Annotated in this window: 16 protein-coding genes; 8 read left to right on the top strand and 8 right to left on the bottom strand. The window is 65.5% G+C overall.

Going from position 1 to position 16,594, the window contains the following annotated elements; all coding sequences use genetic code 11:
- Nucleotides 1-32: 32 nt before the first annotated feature.
- The 4 genes from RCAP_RS15015 to thyX all read right to left on the bottom strand — a co-directional run bounded on the left by RCAP_RS15015 (nt 33) and on the right by thyX (nt 2,661).
- Nucleotides 33-479 carry a molybdenum cofactor biosynthesis protein MoaE gene (locus RCAP_RS15015; RefSeq protein ID WP_013068735.1) on the bottom strand — a complete coding sequence of 149 codons (447 nt, stop codon included), beginning with the start codon at nt 477-479 and terminating at the stop codon, nt 33-35.
- Between the two features lies 1 nt (nt 480).
- Complete coding sequence (gene moaD, locus RCAP_RS15020; protein ID WP_013068736.1) at nt 481-729, bottom strand: molybdopterin converting factor subunit 1; 249 nt, start codon at nt 727-729, stop codon at nt 481-483.
- Nucleotides 730-919: 190 nt separating this feature from the next.
- Nucleotides 920-1,726, bottom strand: coding sequence for a DUF3800 domain-containing protein (locus tag RCAP_RS19040; RefSeq protein ID WP_013068737.1), 807 nt, complete (start codon nt 1,724-1,726; stop codon nt 920-922).
- A gap of 20 nt (nt 1,727-1,746) precedes the next feature.
- A complete protein-coding gene (gene thyX / locus RCAP_RS15025; protein ID WP_013068738.1) occupies nt 1,747-2,661 on the bottom strand; it encodes an FAD-dependent thymidylate synthase in 915 nt (304 codons plus the stop codon).
- Nucleotides 2,662-2,863: 202 nt separating this feature from the next.
- On the opposite strand from thyX, the gene RCAP_RS15030 reads away from it, so the two are divergent.
- The 4 genes from RCAP_RS15030 (at nt 2,864) to RCAP_RS19695 (ending at nt 7,161) form a co-directional block, all read left to right on the top strand.
- Nucleotides 2,864-3,796 carry a hypothetical protein gene (locus RCAP_RS15030; RefSeq protein WP_013068739.1) on the top strand — a complete coding sequence of 311 codons (933 nt, stop codon included), beginning with the start codon at nt 2,864-2,866 and terminating at the stop codon, nt 3,794-3,796.
- Nucleotides 3,783-5,213, top strand: coding sequence for a porin family protein (locus RCAP_RS15035; protein ID WP_013068740.1), 1,431 nt, complete (start codon nt 3,783-3,785; stop codon nt 5,211-5,213). Before RCAP_RS15030 ends, RCAP_RS15035 begins: the two co-directional genes overlap by 14 nt.
- 54 nt (nt 5,214-5,267) lie before the next feature.
- Nucleotides 5,268-5,696 carry a VOC family protein gene (locus RCAP_RS15040; RefSeq protein WP_013068741.1) on the top strand — a complete coding sequence of 143 codons (429 nt, stop codon included), beginning with the start codon at nt 5,268-5,270 and terminating at the stop codon, nt 5,694-5,696.
- 100 nt (nt 5,697-5,796) lie between these two features.
- The gene (locus RCAP_RS19695; protein WP_013068742.1) at nt 5,797-7,161 is read left to right on the top strand and encodes a hypothetical protein; all 1,365 of its coding nucleotides are present in this window, start codon (nt 5,797-5,799) and stop codon (nt 7,159-7,161) included.
- A gap of 2 nt (nt 7,162-7,163) precedes the next feature.
- Here the strand turns inward: RCAP_RS19695 and ychF are convergent, their stop codons facing one another.
- Nucleotides 7,164-8,261: a redox-regulated ATPase YchF gene (gene ychF, locus RCAP_RS15050; RefSeq protein WP_013068743.1), complete on the bottom strand. Its 1,098-nt coding sequence runs from the start codon at nt 8,259-8,261 to the stop codon at nt 7,164-7,166.
- 149 nt (nt 8,262-8,410) lie between these two features.
- Here ychF and trpA point away from each other — a divergent pair, with 149 nt between their 5' ends.
- Both trpA and RCAP_RS15060 read left to right on the top strand, forming a co-directional pair.
- Nucleotides 8,411-9,202 carry a tryptophan synthase subunit alpha gene (trpA, locus tag RCAP_RS15055; protein ID WP_013068744.1) on the top strand — a complete coding sequence of 264 codons (792 nt, stop codon included), beginning with the start codon at nt 8,411-8,413 and terminating at the stop codon, nt 9,200-9,202.
- Nucleotides 9,203-9,377: 175 nt separating this feature from the next.
- Entirely contained in the window at nt 9,378-10,541 is a 1,164-nt protein-coding gene (locus tag RCAP_RS15060) for an alpha-hydroxy acid oxidase (RefSeq protein WP_013068745.1), read from the top strand.
- 36 nt (nt 10,542-10,577) lie between these two features.
- Here RCAP_RS15060 and RCAP_RS15065 read toward each other — a convergent pair whose 3' ends face one another.
- On the bottom strand, nt 10,578-11,729 hold the full coding sequence (locus tag RCAP_RS15065; protein ID WP_013068746.1) for an MFS transporter: 1,152 nt from the start codon (nt 11,727-11,729) through the stop codon (nt 10,578-10,580).
- A 241-nt stretch (nt 11,730-11,970) separates the two neighbouring features.
- Here RCAP_RS15065 and RCAP_RS15070 point away from each other — a divergent pair, with 241 nt between their 5' ends.
- Both RCAP_RS15070 and pth read left to right on the top strand, forming a co-directional pair.
- Complete coding sequence (locus RCAP_RS15070; RefSeq protein ID WP_013068747.1) at nt 11,971-12,570, top strand: 50S ribosomal protein L25/general stress protein Ctc; 600 nt, start codon at nt 11,971-11,973, stop codon at nt 12,568-12,570.
- A 181-nt stretch (nt 12,571-12,751) separates the two neighbouring features.
- On the top strand, nt 12,752-13,441 hold the full coding sequence (gene pth, locus RCAP_RS15075) for an aminoacyl-tRNA hydrolase (RefSeq protein ID WP_013068748.1): 690 nt from the start codon (nt 12,752-12,754) through the stop codon (nt 13,439-13,441).
- 9 nt (nt 13,442-13,450) lie between these two features.
- Here the strand turns inward: pth and RCAP_RS15080 are convergent, their stop codons facing one another.
- Together RCAP_RS15080 and rpoD are read right to left on the bottom strand one after the other, a co-directional pair.
- Entirely contained in the window at nt 13,451-14,296 is an 846-nt protein-coding gene (locus RCAP_RS15080) for a Hint domain-containing protein (protein ID WP_013068749.1), read from the bottom strand.
- A 199-nt stretch (nt 14,297-14,495) separates the two neighbouring features.
- Complete coding sequence (gene rpoD / locus RCAP_RS15085) at nt 14,496-16,520, bottom strand: RNA polymerase sigma factor RpoD (RefSeq protein ID WP_013068751.1); 2,025 nt, start codon at nt 16,518-16,520, stop codon at nt 14,496-14,498.
- Nucleotides 16,521-16,594 lie beyond the last annotated feature (74 nt).

A 16,594-nucleotide genomic window follows, 5' to 3' on the forward strand; every position in this document is an offset into this window, starting at 1 on the left:
TTTCCGACAGGTGATGGCGGTTTTGCGAAGGATCAGCCCTGCCAGCGGCTCAGCGCATCCTCGTCGATGTCCTTGGCGGCGACCCAGGCGGTGCCGTCGCGGCTGACTTCCTTCTTCCAGAACGGCGCCCGGGATTTCAGATAATCCATCAGGAATTCCGCCGCTTCAAAAGCCGCCACCCGGTGCCGCGCCGCCGTCGCCACCATCATGATCTGCGCGCCGACCGCAAGCCGCCCGTGCCGGTGAATGACCAGCGCATCGGCAAGATCCCAGCGCCTGCGCGCCTCCTCGACCATCGCGGCAATCGCGCTTTCGCACATGCCGGGGTAATGCTCGATCTCCAGCGCCTCAAGATTGCCGGTATCGTCGCGCACAAGGCCCAGAAAACCCACGACCGCGCCGACGTTTTCGCGGTTTTCGGAAAAGGCGGAAAGTTCTGCGCCAAAGTCGAAACTGGCGTCCTGAACCCGAACCTGCATCTCAGCCCCCTGTCATCGGCGGAAAAAAGGCAACCTCGCGCACGCCCGCCAGCGGCGCATCGAACCCGGCCAGTTGCTGATCCAGCGCCACCCGCAGCGCCGAGGTATCGGCAAAGGCGGCCTCATAGCGCGGCTCGCGGGCGCGCAGTTCGGCCACAAGGTCAAGGACGGTGGCGGCCGAGGTCTCGACCCGCTCGCGCGGCAGGCCGATGCGCTCGCGCACCCAGGCGAAATAGACGATGTCGAGCATGTGTCCCCCGGTGGTGGTTCGGGGTGAGCCTAGCGAGGCCGGGGGGCAGAGGCAACGGGGGGAGACGGTGGGTCAGAGGGCAGCGCCCGACCCGAGGGTGGGCGAGAAGCGCCCGCCCGTGGGGGCGGGTCGGGCGCTGCCCGATGCAGGGCATCGGGCGGGAGCTACATAATGGAACTGAAGCGAGAACTTACCTTTTTAGCGGCATAGGCTGTCCGCGAGCACTCTTCAACAAACTGACAACTTCGGGCTGCAATTTCAAATCATCCAAGCTATGAATACACTTCAGGCCAACCCCAAGAATTCTTCCATTAACATCTGCAGCGAAGCGCTTTGACAGCTCGTCAAAATATCTTACTTCGGGAATCCCGAAGTTCTTGGGCGTGAGATTTGTAAGCTGAAACACTGCATGACTAACAAAATCCGCATATTCGAGCAAGGGATCCTCTCCCTTCGCGGCCGTTCCAATTGAAAAAACGTTCAGAATTTCAAGGGACTTCGAAGCCTCAAACAATGGCATGTCTTTCACTTTTTGAAGAAAGCGATACATAGCATCATAATCATGATTTCGACGCTCAAGAATCACCGAAATATCATCCGGCTTTGCTCCTAATCTCCTTAGGTAGCAGCAGACAATCTCCAGAAGATACTGGATACACTTGTTATAGAATTTCTGAGGATCCTCTTCGATTTTCTCTTTATAATCTCCAAGCGTTTGCTTCCTAGAGATAACTGCGAAATACCTCGCATTAACCTGGCTAAAAGTTCTTGCAAGATAGACCTTCTCCGGATGATCAAGATCTGTGGCGTGTTTCCATTTTTGCTTTCCAATTTGATCTCGAAAGAGCGAAAGCTTTTGTCTCGCGTCGATCGCTGAGGACGGCTGAAAAACAGCAGCCCCAACAACAAAATAAGGAGAAGCGCCAGGAGAAACATCGCTCCTGACTTTTGCAATACCGGTTTCGCCGCTTTCATCGATGTAGATACTAAACGGCAAACGACCCCCTTACCCTTTAGTTAACCCCACTCCTCCACAAACTCCCGCCACTCGCCCTTGCTCATGCCGGAGGTCTCCGCCGTCACCACCTCCCCCGCAAGACGACGTTTCAACACCTCTTTCGCCTTGGCCGAAACACTCACCGCGCCCAGGCGGTAATCCTCGAAGGCCTCGTAGGCCTGCGGCACCCAGTCCTTCACGATGTCGCCCATGATCTGCGCATAGACCCGGATTTCATATTGCGCATGCACATCCGCCCGCAGCCGCAGGAAGTGGAAGAGATTGTGCAGGTCGATCTTCCAATACCATTGCGTGTAGACATTCGCGGGCAGGTTCATCCGCGCCAGTTCCCGCGCCAGACCCAGCTTGCCCGCGTCGGCATCCGGCGTCAGCATGTCCTCGTAATGGTCATAGGCGCGCATCGCATCTTCGCGCAGAAGATCGAGCACCCGGGCCGCCTCGGCGCCTTCCAGAACCTGACCGCGGCCCTGATTGTTCACCGTCGATTGCGCCGCCAGATGCTCGGGCGCGGGGATGTAGAATTCGCGGTCCATCACCGAATAGCGCGCGGAATATTCGTTCACATTCGCGGTGCGGTGGCGGATCCATTGCCGGGCGACAAAGATCGGCAGCTTGACGTGGAATTTCACCTCGCACATCTCGAACGGGGTCGAGTGCCAGTGCCGCATCAGATAGCGGATCAGGCCGCGGTCATCCGAGACCGCCTTGGTGCCGCGGCCATAGCTGACCCGCGCCGCCTGACAGATCGCGGCATCGTCGCCCATGTAGTCGATGACCCGGATCAGCCCGTGGTCGAGCACCGGATGGGCCTGGTAAAGCCGCGCCTCCATCCCCGCCGAGGTGGCGCGCAGCGTGGTCTGGCGGCTGGCCCGCTGGGCGGCGATCTCGGCAAGCTGGTCTGGGGTAAGCGACATGGGGGTCTCCGGGTTAGAATCGCCGCGACTATATCTGGCAAAGACAGCCGCCGAAACCGCGAGATACGGTGGCGCGTCCGACAGCACTGTCGCAGCCGGGGCACGTTTGGCCAAGGCGCAGGCCGCGAGGCCGTTGGAAATTGACTTTTTTGCGATTTTTCGTCAACTTTGGGCCAACGAGCAGTCAACGAAAGACGAAATAATGATCAGACGGGTTTGGCCGCTTGCGGCCCTTTTGGCGGTTGCCGCCTGCAGTGGCGCCGCGATCGTCACCCCCAAGGATGACGATGGGGATGGCGGCGGTGGCGGCGAGACGACGGCGATCCCGGCGGCTTTGAGCAACAACCTGAAGGCGGTCCGCTATGACGGCACGACGATGAAGGTGACCATCGACCTGCTCGATTCCACCCCGGCCGAGGTGACTTATGACCGCGATGCCCGGCTGGATGTGCCCGGCTATACCGCCTACCGCATGCAGGAGGATTCGCTCGACCGGCTCTTTGTCGCGCTGGGGGCGATTTCGGATGACGGATCGGTGCAGGCGGTGACGGTGGGCGACGGCGGGCAGTTCAACCGCTATTTCGCCGGCGGCAGCTATGACCGCGCGGGCGGCTTCGACCGGCCCGAGATCGGCACCGGCCCGGGGCGGGGGCAGGTCTCCTATGCGGGCAGCTATGCCGCGGTGACGAACGTCGATGCCCCGCGCGACGGCGGGCCGGATGATGTGGCGCTGCCGATCAGCGGCACGGTCGATCCGATCAACGTTCCGGCGCAGCCGGGCCGGATCACCGGGGATATCTTCCTGAACGCGAACTTCAACGACAATACGGTGAACGGCGCGATTTCGAACCGGGTGCTGGTCGATACGAATTACGCGCTGGCCGATGTGATCCTGGTTCCGGGCACGATTGCCGAGGACGGCACCTTCACCGGCAGCGCCGAATACAGCGACCTGACCACGATCGGCAGCTATGGCGGCATCTTCGGCGGCACCGATGCGAATTCGGTGGCGGGGCTCGTGCATCTGACCGAGTTCGAGAGGAACTGGACCGGCGAACAGGAACATGGCGTCTTCGTGCTGACGCAATGCGGTCCGAACAACACCCTGCCGATCTGCGACAATGTGGCCCCCTGAAACGGGGCGCCGCGTCGCCGCGGGGCTGATGCTGGCGCTTGGCCTCGCGCTTCCGGCCGCGGCCGAGCCCCCGCGCCGCGTGCCGCTTTCCGCGGCAAGCGCGGAACAGATCGGCGCCGCGGCGGTGCAGGCGCTGGCCGGGCGGCAAGGCCCCGAGGCGGCGGCGCTGGCCACCGAGCTTCTGCGCCGGGATCCAAAGGACCCGCTTGGCCATTATATCTTCGCGCGGCTCTCGCTGGCCGAAGGCAATACCGCCACCGCCCGCAAGGCGGCGCGGCGCAGCTTTTTCGCCGCGCAATCGCCGCGCCAGCATTACGAGGCCGCCCGGGTCGCCGGACAGGCGGCAATGGCCGAGCGCCGCTTCGGCGCCGCCGCCTTCTGGGCCCGGCAGACGGTGCAATATGCCCCCGATGCCCGGGCCCGCGCCGTCGGCGTGCAGGACTATCGCCGCCTCGTGGCGCTCAATCCGCTGGCCTTCAGCCTGAAACTGGGTCTGCGCCCCTCGAACAACGTCAACGGTGGCGCCGACGACCGCACCAACGTGATCGACGGTTTCGATGCGGTCGGCGTGCTCAGCGACGAGGCGATGGCGCTTGCCGGGGTGGTCGGCACCGCCGATGCCTCGGCCAGCCTGCGGATCGCCGAAGGGGCGCGGTCGCAGACCCGGCTGGGCCTGAACGGCTATGTCCGGCTGGTCGATTTCTACGGCCGCCCGACCACGACCCCGCCTTTCTGGTGGGGCACCACCCCCCCCGCCCCGGTCGAGATCCGCAATGCGGATTATTCGACCGCCTCGCTCTCGACCCATCTGCAGCACAGCCGCAGCTTCGGCCCGGGGCTTTTCGGCATGGCGCAGATCGAGGCCGGGCGGCTGTGGCAGGGCGGTCAGCCCGCCTATGACTGGCAGGGGCTCGAGCTTTCGGGCAGCAAGCGGCTGAACGACCGGCTGCAGCTGACTTTCGGCGCCGCGCATGAGCGCCGCGACTGGGTCGCGCGCGCCCGGATCGACCGGCGCCAGCAGCTGGATTTCGGCCTGCGCGGGGCGGCGGCCAAGGGCACCTGGGGCCTTGGCGTTTCGGCCAGCACCCTGCTCAGCCCGGCGTCGCAGGCGCGGCTCTGGTCGCTTTCGGGCAGTGCCAGCTTTCAGCCCAAGGCGCAGCTGGGCCCGGTGGCGCTCAGCCTGGCCGCCGGGGTCTCGACCACGGTCTATCCCGATTACATGGTGGCGACGATGCACCCCGAAGGCGGGCGGCAGGATGACTCGGTCTTTGCCGAGCTGGGCATGACGGTGCCGAAGCTGGGCATCGCCGCCTTTGCGCCGGAACTGAAGCTGCAGGCGGTGAAGGTGGACAGCAATGTGTCGCGCTTCAGCCGGACCGAGCTGTCGGTGGCGGTGGGCTGGCGCTCGACGTTCTGAGCTTGTCCCCGCCCGTGGTTGCGCTATCGTTCGCGCCGGAAACGGAGACCTCCCATGCAGATACGCTATCTTCACACCATGCTGCGCGTGCTGGACCTGCAGCGCACGATGGATTTCTTTGCGCTTCTGGGCCTGCGCGAAACCCGCCGGATCGAGAATGAGCAGGGCCGCTTCACGCTGGTCTTCATGGCCGCGCCGGGGCAGGAAGACGCCCCGGTCGAGCTGACCTGGAACTGGGACGGCGACCCGGCCCTGCCGTCCGACAGCCGCCATTTCGGCCATCTCGCCTATGGGGTGGAAAACATCTACGACATCTGCGCGCATCTGCAGGCCAATGGCGTGACGATCAACCGCCCGCCGCGCGATGGCCGGATGGCTTTCATCCGCAGCCCCGACAATGCCTCGGTGGAGCTGTTGCAGATCGGCGAGGCCCTACCGCCCGCCGAGCCCTGGGCTTCGATGCCCAACACCGGGCATTGGTAAGCCTGCGCGATTATCACCCAGCCGCGGGGCGTTTCGCTCTGCGGCAACTTCGGCTAGAGCGGGGCGGCGGGATCAATCCCGCCCCAAGACCGAGGATGCCATGCCCGCCGAAGACCCTGTCACCGCCGATCTGATCCGCCGTCTGGACGCAACAGAGGCGCCCCTGCCGCTTGTGCAGGCGCTGGCGCAGGATTTCGCCTCCGGGCGCTTTCCCGACCCGGAACTGGCGCTGAACGGGCTGCGCGCGGCCTTGGCGGCGGCGGCGGAAACCGCGGCGCTGGCGGGTGAAAACGAGACCCTGAAACAGGTGGCGGCCCTGAACGCCGCGGGCGACCGCGCCGGGGCCGCCGTGCTTCTGGACGGCGCGACCGAGGAGCCCCTGCTCTCGGCCGCCTTCCGCCAGGACCGGATCTGCAACGCCCCCGAACGGGCGGCGGCGCGGCAGATCGAACGGCTCAAGGCCGCCGCCCCCGCGGGGGGCGTGTTCCGGGCCTCGGTCGATCTGCTTTATGAAAAGCTGGAGGCCGGGGAAAAGGCGGGCGATCCCTTTGACATGCTTGTGGCGCTGGAACTGGCCAAGGCGCTTTACAAGCGCGCCAAGGGCGGCGAGCTGGGGCAAGCGCAAACAAGCCTTGGCAATTGCCATCAGATCATCGGCCAGTTCCGCCCCGGTCGCAAGCATCTGGACCTTGCGGCCGAGCTGTTCGCCGCCGCCGCCAAGGCCGTGGCCCGCACGAAACAGCCGGAAAACTGGGCCTTTTCGCAGCACAATCTGGGCGGCATCCAGGAGCTGATCGGCCTGCGCCACCGCGACGGTGCGATGCTGAAAAAGGCGATCAAGGCCTATTCGGCGGTGCTGGAGGTGTTCAATGCGCAAGGCTCGCCGCTGGAATGGGCCAACAGCACGGCGGCGCGGGCGAATGTTCGCGCGGCTCTGGGCCGGATGACGGCCGAGGCCGCGCTGATCGAAACCGCGCTGGCCGACTTGGACGCCGTGCTCGAGCTGCTGAAACAGGACGAGCACCCGGCCGAATGGGCCTCGGCGCGGGCGACGCGGGCACTGGCCCGGCGGCATCTGGCCGAGGTGACGGGCGATGCGACGCCGCTGGCGACCGCGATCGCGGAATTCGAACAGGCCGATGCGGTTCTGGCCGGGCTCGACGCGCGCGCCGAGCGGGCACGGCTGCAGCACAATCTGGGCCTGACGGCGCTGGCTTTGCCCGGGGGCGCGGGGCTTGACCGGGCCGAGCAAGCCTTTGCGGCGGCGCTGGCCCTGGGCCGTCGCGATCACGCCGATTACCGCTGGGCGGAAAGCCTGACCGGGCTGGGCGAGGTGGCGCTTTTGCGCGGCGACACCGCCGCGGCCAGGGCGCATCTGACCGAGGCCAAAGCGGTTCTGGCGCTTGATCCGGCCAGCGCCGCGCTGGAACATTGCGCGGCGCTGCTGGAACAGATCGCGACCTGAGATCAGGCGTTGAACAGGAAGTGCAGCACGTCGCCGTCCTGCACTTCGTAAGTCTTGCCCTCGACGCGGAACTTGCCCGCCTCTTTCGCGCCGCTTTCGCCGCGGTATTGCACGTAGTCGTCATAGGCGACGGTTTCGGCGCGGATGAAGCCGCGCTCAAAGTCGCCATGGATCACGCCCGCGGCGGCAGGCGCCAAGGTGCCCTTGCGGATCGTCCAGGCGCGCGCCTCTTTAGGGCCGACGGTGAAATAGGTCTGCAGGCCCAGAAGGTCGTGACCGGCGCGGATCAGCCGATCCAGGCCCGCTTCGTGCAGGCCGAGTTCTTCCAGAAACATCGAGGCTTCATCGGCGGCAAGCTGGCTGATCTCTTCCTCGATCTTCGCCGAAATCACCACCGTCGCCGCGCCGCTTGCCCGCGCCATTTCGGCCACGCGCGCGGATTGCGCATTGCCCTTGGCGGCATTTTCTTCCTCGACGTTGCAGACGTACAGCACCGGTTTCGCGGTCAGCAGCTGCAGCATCCCCCAGGCCTTGCGGTCATCCTCCGCGACCTTCACCGTGCGCGCCGGACGGCCCGCCTCCAAAGCCTCTTTCGCGGCGAGCATCAGGCGGGCGTCTTCCTTGGCCTGCTTGTCGCCCGCATTGATCTTGCGCGCGATGTTGTTCAGCCGCTTTTCCAGACTTTCCAGATCGGCAATCATCAACTCGGTCTCGATCGTCTCGGCATCGGCCAAGGGATCGACGCGGCCCTCGACATGGGTCACGTCGCCGTCTTCGAAACAGCGCAGCACATGGGCGATGGCGTCGGTCTCGCGGATGTTGGCCAGAAACTGGTTCCCCAGCCCCTCGCCCTTCGAGGCGCCCTTCACCAGACCCGCGATATCGACAAAGGTCATCCGCGTCGGGATGATCTGCTTCGAGCCCGCAATCTCGGCCAGGGTGTCAAGGCGCGGATCGGGCACGGCCACCTCGCCGACATTCGGCTCGATCGTGCAAAAGGGGAAGTTCGCCGCCTGCGCCGCGGCGGTTTTCGTCAGCGCGTTGAACAGCGTCGATTTGCCGACGTTCGGCAAGCCCACGATCCCCATGCGAAAGCCCATGTCACTCTCCTTGATGATTGCGCGCCTCTTACGCGGCCCGCGCTTTGCGCGCAAGCTTGCAGGGGCCGCAAAGCAAGCCGCGGCCCTTTCGCCATTGATTTTCCGCGCCGCTTCCCGCAAACCCGCACGGACATTCGAAGGGGACCGCCATGACTCGCATCGACGCCAAATTCGCCGCCCTGAAGGCCGGGGGCAAGAAAGCCTTCGTCGCCTATATCATGGCGGGGGACCCGGATCTGGCGACCTCGGCCGAGATCCTGAAGGGACTGCCCGCGGCGGGGGTGGACATCATCGAGCTCGGCCTGCCCTTCACCGATCCGATGGCCGATGGCACGACGATCCAGCTCGCGGGGCAGCGCGCGCTGGAAGGCGGGCAGACGCTGCAGCGGACGCTCGACATGGTGGCGGCGTTCCGCAAGACCGATGACACGACGCCGATCGTGCTGATGGGCTATTACAACCCGATCTACAATCGCGGCGTTCCGAAGTTTCTGAAAGACGCGAAAGAGGCGGGGATCGACGGGCTGATCGTCGTCGACCTGCCGCCCGAAGAGGATTCTGAACTGTGCATCCCGGCGGCCGAGGCCGGAATCAACTTCATCCGTCTGGCGACGCCGACGACCGATGACAAGCGCCTGCCGAAGGTGCTGCAGAACACCAGCGGCTTTGTCTATTACGTCTCGGTGACCGGCATCACCGGCTCGCAGGCGGCGCAGGTGAGCGATGTCGCGCCGGAAGTGGCGCGGATCAAGGCGGCGACCGAGCTGCCGCTGATCGTCGGCTTCGGCATCTCGACCCCCGAGGCGGCGCGGACGATCGCCGCCGTGGCCGATGGCTGCGTCGTGGGATCGGCGATCGTCAAGGAGATCGGCGCGGGCAAAAGCCCGGCCGAGGTTCTGGCCACCGTCGCGGCGCTGGCCGCGGGCGCGCATTCGGCCTGAGCGCCCCTTCTGCAAGGGCGCAGGGGGCGCTGCCCCCCGTCCTGCGGACTCCCCCCGGGATATTTGCACCAAGGTGAAAGCGGCCGCTTTTCGCTGGGGGCTTTCGTTTGACCAGTCGCTTGCAATCCTCCCGAATATTGGTAAGTTCACTTGACCACTTGGGAGGGAGGGCTCCGTGACCGTCATCACCTGCATCGACGATCTGAAGACGCTGCACCGCAAACGCACGCCGAAGATGTTCTACGATTATTGCGAAAGCGGCTCTTATACCGAGCAGACCTTCCGCGAGAACACGACGGATTTCGCGCAGATCCGGCTGCGGCAGAAGGTGGCGGTGGACATGTCCGGCCGTTCGGTCGCGACCACGATGGCGGGGCAGAAGGTCGCGATGCCGGTGGCTTTGGCGCCGGTCGGGCTGTTGGGGATGCAGCGGGCGGATGGCGAGATCAAGGCGGCGCGGGCGGCGGCGAAATTCGGCGTGCCCTTCACCCTCTCCACCATGTCGATCTGTTCGATCGAGGATGTGGCGGCGCAGTCCCCCGATCCGTTCTGGTTCCAGCTTTACGTGATGCGCGACGAGGACTTCGTCGATGCAATCATCGAGCGGGCGAAGAAGGCGCGCTGTTCGGCGCTGGTTCTGACGCTGGATCTGCAAATTCTGGGCCAGCGCCACAAGGATCTGAAGAACGGCCTGACCGCACCGCCGAAGCTGACGCCGGCGAACCTGCTCGACATGGCGACGAAGCTGACCTGGGGCCGCGAGATGCTGGCGACGCCGCGCCGCTTCTTTGGCAATATCGTCGGCCATGCCAAGGGGGTGGGCGATGCGGCCTCCTTGATGAGCTGGACCTCGGAGCAGTTCGACCCCTGTCTGGATTGGAAAAAGATCGCCCGCATCCGCGACCAATGGGGCGGCAAATTCATCCTGAAGGGGATTCTGGATGCCGAGGACGCCCGCGCCGCCGCCGATTTCGGCGCCGATGCGATCATCGTCTCGAACCATGGCGGGCGGCAGCTGGATGGCGCGCTGAGTTCCATCCGCATGCTGCCCGAGATTGTCGCGGCGGTGGGCGACAAGACCGAGGTCTGGCTCGACAGCGGCATCCGTTCGGGTCAGGACATCCTGAAGGCGCTGGCGCTGGGGGCCAAGGGCACGATGATCGGCCGCGCCTATGTGCATGGCCTTGGCGCGATGGGCGAAGCGGGGGTGACCCGGGCGCTCGAAGTGATGCGCAAGGAGCTGGACATCTCGATGGCGCTGTGTGGCGAGAAGCGGGTGCAGGATCTCGGCCGCGACAACCTGCTGGTGCCCGAGGGCTTCTTCACCACTTACCGCTGAGCAGGCGGGCCCGGGACACCCCGGGCCGTCATCCCCTCAGGCGCGCCTGATCCGCTTCAGCGCCCAGAGGCCGGGCAGGATCGAGGCCATCACCAGCGCCACAGCGACAAAGGCCGCGCGCAGACCGAAGGCCTGCGCCAGCGCCCCCATCACCACCGGGCCGACAAAGAAGCCGGTGAAGCCGATCATCCAGGACCGCGAAATCGCCAGCGCCCGTTCCGAGGCCGCAACCCTCTGCCCCAAAAGCGAATTGGCCGAGGGCACGACGACCGCAACGCCCATGCCGATCAGGCCGATGCCGACCACCGCGACCGCCTGCACCGGGGCCACCGCGGTCACCAGCGCGCCCAGGCAGCCCAGAACGGCGGACAGGGCCACCAGACGCGCCTCGCCCAGACGGGCGGCCAGCAGCTGCCCGCCGAACCGCCCCGCCGCCATCGTCAGACCGAGCATCGCCGGGCCAAAGGCGCCCTCGCCCGGGGCCCCGCCCAGATTGCGCTCGATATGCAGCGCCGACCAGGTCTCGGTGGCATTTTCCGCAACGAAAGCGGCGAACAGGATCGCCGCCGCCGCCAGAGCCGCCGCCCAGGGCGTGCGCGCCGCCGCTTTCGCCTCGGTCTCCTCGGCGCTGGCGCCCGCCCGCCGCGCCTCGATCATCGCCGCGGCCATGGCGACAAGGACAAGCGCCAGCACCGGCTGCACCATCTCGGGGGCAAGGCCCGCCCGCCGCGCCATCCCGGCCAGAAGCGCCGAGACGGCAAAGCCCGCCGAAAACAGCGCATGGTTCCAGTTCATCAAGGGCAGGCCGGTGTCATGCTCCAGCTCGGAGATCCGCACATTCGCCGCCAGATCGAGGCTCGACATCGCCACGCCCATGACGACCAGCGCCAGCGCCAGCGTCGGGCCCGAGTGGATGAGCAGCGGCATCAGCGCCGCAACGGCCAGAAACGCCCCGGTCAGGGGCAGCACCCGGACCCCAAGCCAGCGCCCGACCTGCGGCGCCAAGGCCATCGCCGCCATCCCCCCCACCGCCGACCCCAGCAGGAGCACGCCGAAAAGCCCATCCTCGACCCCGGCGCGTGTCTTGAATTCCGGCATCTGCGCCGCGAAGGCGCCCCAGAACACCCCCAGCGCGCAAAGCCCGATCCCCGTCGCCCGGCTGACCCGCGCCACCCTCAGCAATGCCATTTCCGCCCCCTCAAACCGCTTTGAAACCGGGTACCACAGCCTGCCGCCCGCGCCCACTCCCCCGGGGGCCAGGATCGGCACGGTTTCGCCGGGGCTGTTACCAAAGCGTGATGAAACCCCTGCAAAACAAGGCGCGAATCTGGGCGCGAATCTTCTGGACAAGCGGGGGCTTCCTCTCTATCTCCCCCCGTTCATGGGCCCCACCCTTGGAGGGGGCCTCAATTTGCATTGGAGATACCAAATGGCGAAAGAGATCGAAACTCTCGTAGCCGAGGTGCGCACGGGGACGGGCAAGGGGGCCGCTCGCGCAGCACGTCGTGAGGGCAAAGTTCCCGGGATCGTTTATGGCGACGGCAAAGAGCCGCTGGCCATCAACCTCGACTACAACAAGCTGCTGACCCGCCTGCGCAAGGGCCGGTTCCTGTCGACGCTGTTCAACCTGCACATCGAAGGTCAGGACGACGTCCGCGTGATCTGCCGCGGCGTGCAGAAAGACGTGGTGAAGGATCTTCCGACCCACATCGACTTCATGCGCACCCACCGCGCCTCGCGCATCAACCTGTTCATCCACGTGAACTTCGACAACGCCGAAGCCAGCCCTGGCCTGAAGCGTGGCGGCACCCTGACCATCGTGCGTCCGGAAGTCGAACTCGAAGTGCTCGCCGGGGACATTCCGGATCACATCACCGTCGACCTGACCGGCCGCAACATCGGTGACGTCATCCACATCAACGACATCCCGCTGCCGGAAGGCTGCAAGCCCACGATCGACCGCAACTTCGTCGTTGCCAATATCGCGGCGCCCTCGGGTCTCGTCTCGGCCGATCACGCCGAAGAGTGATCCTTTCCGCAAGGAAACGGGAAACGCCGGGCCCAGTGCCCGGCGTTTCACATTCCGCCTCCGGCGGGGATATTTATGGCAAGATAAATCGGCCCCCCTTTATCTTGCCATAAATATCCCGGGGGTGCGGGGGCTGGCCCCCGCCCCTGTCGGGCTTGAGACAGACCACGGGAGAGTCGCGATGCAGCTTTGGGTCGGCCTTGGCAATCCGGGGACGAAATATGCCGCCAACCGGCACAATATCGGCTTCATGGCGGTCGATCGCATCGCCGCCGATCACGGTTTCGCCCCCTGGAAGAAGGCGTTTCAGGGCCATGTGAGCGAGGGCCGTTTCGGCTCGACCCGGGTGATCCTGCTCAAGCCCGAGACCTTCATGAACCTTTCGGGCCAGTCGGTGCGGGCGGCGGCGGATTTCTACAAGATCCCGGTCGAGGCGATCACCGTCTTTCACGATGAACTGGATCTGGCGCCGGGCAAGCTGCGGCTGAAACAGGGCGGCGGCCATGCCGGGCACAACGGGTTGCGCTCGATCCACCAGCATATGGGCGAGGCCTATGCGCGGGTGCGTCTGGGCATCGGCCATCCCGGCGACAAGGACCGGGTGGCCGGCTATGTGCTCTCCGATTTCGCCAAGGCCGAGGCGGCCTGGCTGGACGATCTGATGCGCGGCCTCTCCGACGGGGCGGCCGCGCTGGCGGCGGGCGACGGGGCCAAGTTCCTCAACGCCGTGGCGCTGCGCACGGCGCCGCCACGATCCTCGACCGGAACCCGACCGGCCGAGCCCCCGGCCCAGGGCGCAAAGACGGCGCCCGCCCCGGAAGACGACAGAAGATCGCCGCTGGAAAAGCTGGCCGACCGGTTCAAGCGCTGAGCCGCAGGCTCAGGCGGGGATCTGGCCCGTCACGCCTCTGCGCTGGCCCTTGCGCGCGGGGGCGGTGCCGGGGTGCGCCTCGGGATGGGTGCTTTCCGGGCCGGGCTGCGGCACAATCTCCGGCTCCTGCGCGCACATCGACCGGCGGATCGCCTCCATCCGGGCAAGATGCTTGGCGAAATGCGCCTCCAGCCCGCCATCCAGCGCGATTTCCCGGCGGATCAGATCGACCGCCGCATCAAAGGGCAGCGCCGCGACCTCGGGCAGATGCGCCAGCGTGTCATGCGGATCCAGATCGGCCCAATCGTCGAACATCGAGCCGATGTCGCACAGCATCACCGCGCCGCGGTCGGTCACCACAAGCTCGGGCCGCTCGAAGAGCAGCCGATACAGCACCGCCTTGGGTCCCGGGTTCACCGCCGTCACCTGCGGCAGCAGGCCCAGCACCTTGGCGGGCACCAGAAGCAGGGGCTTGCCCAGTTCCCGCGCGGCCAGATCGCTTTGCAGCAGCAGGCATTGCTCGGGCGCGACGAAGCGGTTGCGCGTATTGCCGAAAAGGCCCGCGGGCAGGCTGAGCGGCCAGAACCGATGCGGCATCGGATGGCGCAGCCGCGCCAGCGCGAACCGCTCGATGCTGAGCACCGGGGCCAGACCGCCGGTAAAGGTGCGCATCTTCTCGCCCTCGAGGATCGACGACACACGGCGCAACCCGCGTGCGGTCTGCAGCACGGTTTCGCCGTAAAACCCCTGCGCCAGATCGAGAAACTCGTCCGTGCGCCGCAGGTGCTGCCCCGTCGTCGCCATGCGGTCATCGAAATGGAACACATCGGCGAACGTATTCCGAAACATGGTCATCTTGCGCCCTCCATCTCCCACCGAGTCCAGTCTGCGATCAGAGTCTTAAGGCGCCGTTGACGAAATCCGAAAAAAGCGGTTCGAAATGCAGATTTGCAACCGGGACTTGCGCGGGCGCCGGAAAGGACGCCCAGAGCAAGAGACGGCATTGCAAAAGACATGCGCCCCGTTCGGGGCGCATCTTCAGGGCATCGGGGCCTTACTGGTCGAGGAAGCTGCGCAGCTTGCGCGAGCGCGACGGGTGTTTCAGCTTGCGCAGCGCCTTCGCCTCGATCTGCCGGATCCGTTCGCGGGTCACGCTGAACTGCTGGCCGACCTCTTCCAGCGTGTGATCGGTGTTCATGCCGATGCCGAAGCGCATCCGCAGCACGCGTTCCTCGCGCGGCGTGAGCGAGGCCAGAACCCGCGTCGTCGTTTCCTTGAGGTTTTCCTGAATCGCGCTGTCCAAGGGAAGGATCGCGTTCTTGTCCTCGATGAAATCGCCCAGCTGGCTGTCTTCCTCGTCGCCGATCGGCGTTTCAAGGCTGATCGGTTCCTTGGCGATCTTCATCACCTTGCGGACCTTTTCCAGCGGCATCTGCAGCTTTTCGGCCAGTTCTTCCGGCGTCGGCTCGCGGCCGATTTCATGCAGCATCTGCCGCCCGGTCCGCACCAGCTTGTTGATCGTCTCGATCATGTGCACCGGAATCCGGATCGTCCGCGCCTGATCGGCGATCGAGCGGGTGATCGCCTGCCGGATCCACCAGGTCGCGTAAGTGCTGAACTTGTAGCCGCGGCGGTATTCGAACTTGTCGACCGCCTTCATCAGGCCGATGTTGCCTTCCTGAATGAGATCCAGGAACTGCAGCCCGCGGTTGGTGTATTTCTTGGCGATCGAGATCACGAGACGCAGGTTCGCCTCGACCATTTCCTTTTTCGCCTGCCGGGCCTCTTTCTCGCCCTTTTGCACCTGGTTCACGATGCGGCGGAATTCCGAGATGTCGACGCCGACATATTGCCCCACCTGGGCCATTTCGTGGCGCAGGTCTTCCACCTTGTCGCGGCTTTTCTCGAACAGCGTCACCCAGGCGCGGGCGGGTTTCGCCGACATCCGGTCCATCCAGGTCGGGTCAAGTTCGTAGCCGCGATATTCGTCGATGAATTCGCGCCGGTTGATCCGCGCCGCATCGGCCAGCTTCACCATGCCGGAGTCGATCGACATGATCTTGCGGTTGATGCCGTAAAGCTGGTCGATCAGCGCCTCGATCCGGTTGTTGTGCAGATGCAGTTCGTTGACCAGCAGCACGATTTCCGAACGCAGCTTCTGATAGGCGGCCTCTTCGGCCACCGAGAAAGTGCCGTCCTCGTTCAAGGTCGCCGACATCCGCAGATCCTGCATCTCGGCAAGCTTGGCATAGTCGCGCGCGATCAGCTCCAGCGTCTCCAGCACCTTCGGCTTGAGCGCAGCCTCCATCGCGGCAAGGCTCATGTTGGAGCTGTCGTCGTCGTCCTCTTCCTCGTCGATGCGCGAGATCGGATTGCCGTCGGCGTCATATTCCGGCTCGTCCGAGGCCGGACGGCGGGCGGCGGGGGCGGCCCCTTCGGCGGTTTCCAGATCCAGCCCTTCGACGACCGGACCCTCGATCCCCTCCATGCCTTCCATGCCCTCGTCGCCGTCAAGCGAGCGGCCGAAAGTGGCCTCAAGGTCGATCACGTCGCGCAGCAGGATTTCTTCGGACAGAAGTTCGTCGCGCCAGATCGTGATCGCCTGGAAGGTCAGCGGGCTTTCGCACAGCCCGGCGATCATCGTGTTGCGGCCGGCCTCGATGCGCTTGGCGATGGCGATCTCGCCCTCGCGCGAGAGCAGCTCGACCGAGCCCATCTCGCGCAGATACATCCGCACCGGGTCGTCGGTGCGGTCAAGCGTCTCGCCCGCCGCGCCCGCCACCGCGATCTCGCGCGAGCCGGAGCCGGTCTCGACGACCTCGCCGCCTTCGCTTTCCTCGACCTCTTCGCCCTCGACGACGTTGATCCCCATTTCGGAGAGCATCGACATCACATCCTCGATCTGCTCGCCCGAGACCGTTTCGGGCGGCATCACCGCGTTGAGCTGGTCGATGGTGATGTAGCCGCGTTCCTTCGCCTCGCCGATCATCCGCTTGACGGCGGCCTGGCTCATGTCAAAGGAAGCGTCCTCGTCGGCGGCGGTGTCGGGCTTGGTGTCGTCGATGTCCTTGGCGGCCATGGGCGCTCCTCGTCGGGCTGCATCGGGGCTGCGCACGGGCTGGCGCGCAGCGGGTCGAATCGGTTCTCGCCGTT

It is taken from the genome of Rhodobacter capsulatus SB 1003 (genome assembly GCF_000021865.1).
Lineage (GTDB): Bacteria > Pseudomonadota > Alphaproteobacteria > Rhodobacterales > Rhodobacteraceae > Rhodobacter > Rhodobacter capsulatus_B.

Coding starts and splice junctions, on each gene's coding strand:
- RCAP_RS15070 (WP_013068747.1), top strand. CDS start 11,971: ATGGCGAAAGAGATCGAAACTCTCGTAGCCGAGGTGCGCACGGGGACG.
- thyX (WP_013068738.1), bottom strand. CDS start 2,661: ATGTCGCTTACCCCAGACCAGCTTGCCGAGATCGCCGCCCAGCGGGCC.
- rpoD (WP_013068751.1), bottom strand. CDS start 16,520: ATGGCCGCCAAGGACATCGACGACACCAAGCCCGACACCGCCGCCGAC.
- RCAP_RS19695 (WP_013068742.1), top strand. CDS start 5,797: ATGCCCGCCGAAGACCCTGTCACCGCCGATCTGATCCGCCGTCTGGAC.
- RCAP_RS15065 (WP_013068746.1), bottom strand. CDS start 11,729: ATGGCATTGCTGAGGGTGGCGCGGGTCAGCCGGGCGACGGGGATCGGG.
- pth (WP_013068748.1), top strand. CDS start 12,752: ATGCAGCTTTGGGTCGGCCTTGGCAATCCGGGGACGAAATATGCCGCC.
- moaD (WP_013068736.1), bottom strand. CDS start 729: ATGCTCGACATCGTCTATTTCGCCTGGGTGCGCGAGCGCATCGGCCTG.
- RCAP_RS15080 (WP_013068749.1), bottom strand. CDS start 14,296: ATGACCATGTTTCGGAATACGTTCGCCGATGTGTTCCATTTCGATGAC.
- ychF (WP_013068743.1), bottom strand. CDS start 8,261: ATGGGCTTTCGCATGGGGATCGTGGGCTTGCCGAACGTCGGCAAATCG.
- trpA (WP_013068744.1), top strand. CDS start 8,411: ATGACTCGCATCGACGCCAAATTCGCCGCCCTGAAGGCCGGGGGCAAG.
- RCAP_RS15030 (WP_013068739.1), top strand. CDS start 2,864: ATGATCAGACGGGTTTGGCCGCTTGCGGCCCTTTTGGCGGTTGCCGCC.
- RCAP_RS15015 (WP_013068735.1), bottom strand. CDS start 479: ATGCAGGTTCGGGTTCAGGACGCCAGTTTCGACTTTGGCGCAGAACTT.
- RCAP_RS15035 (WP_013068740.1), top strand. CDS start 3,783: ATGTGGCCCCCTGAAACGGGGCGCCGCGTCGCCGCGGGGCTGATGCTG.
- RCAP_RS15040 (WP_013068741.1), top strand. CDS start 5,268: ATGCAGATACGCTATCTTCACACCATGCTGCGCGTGCTGGACCTGCAG.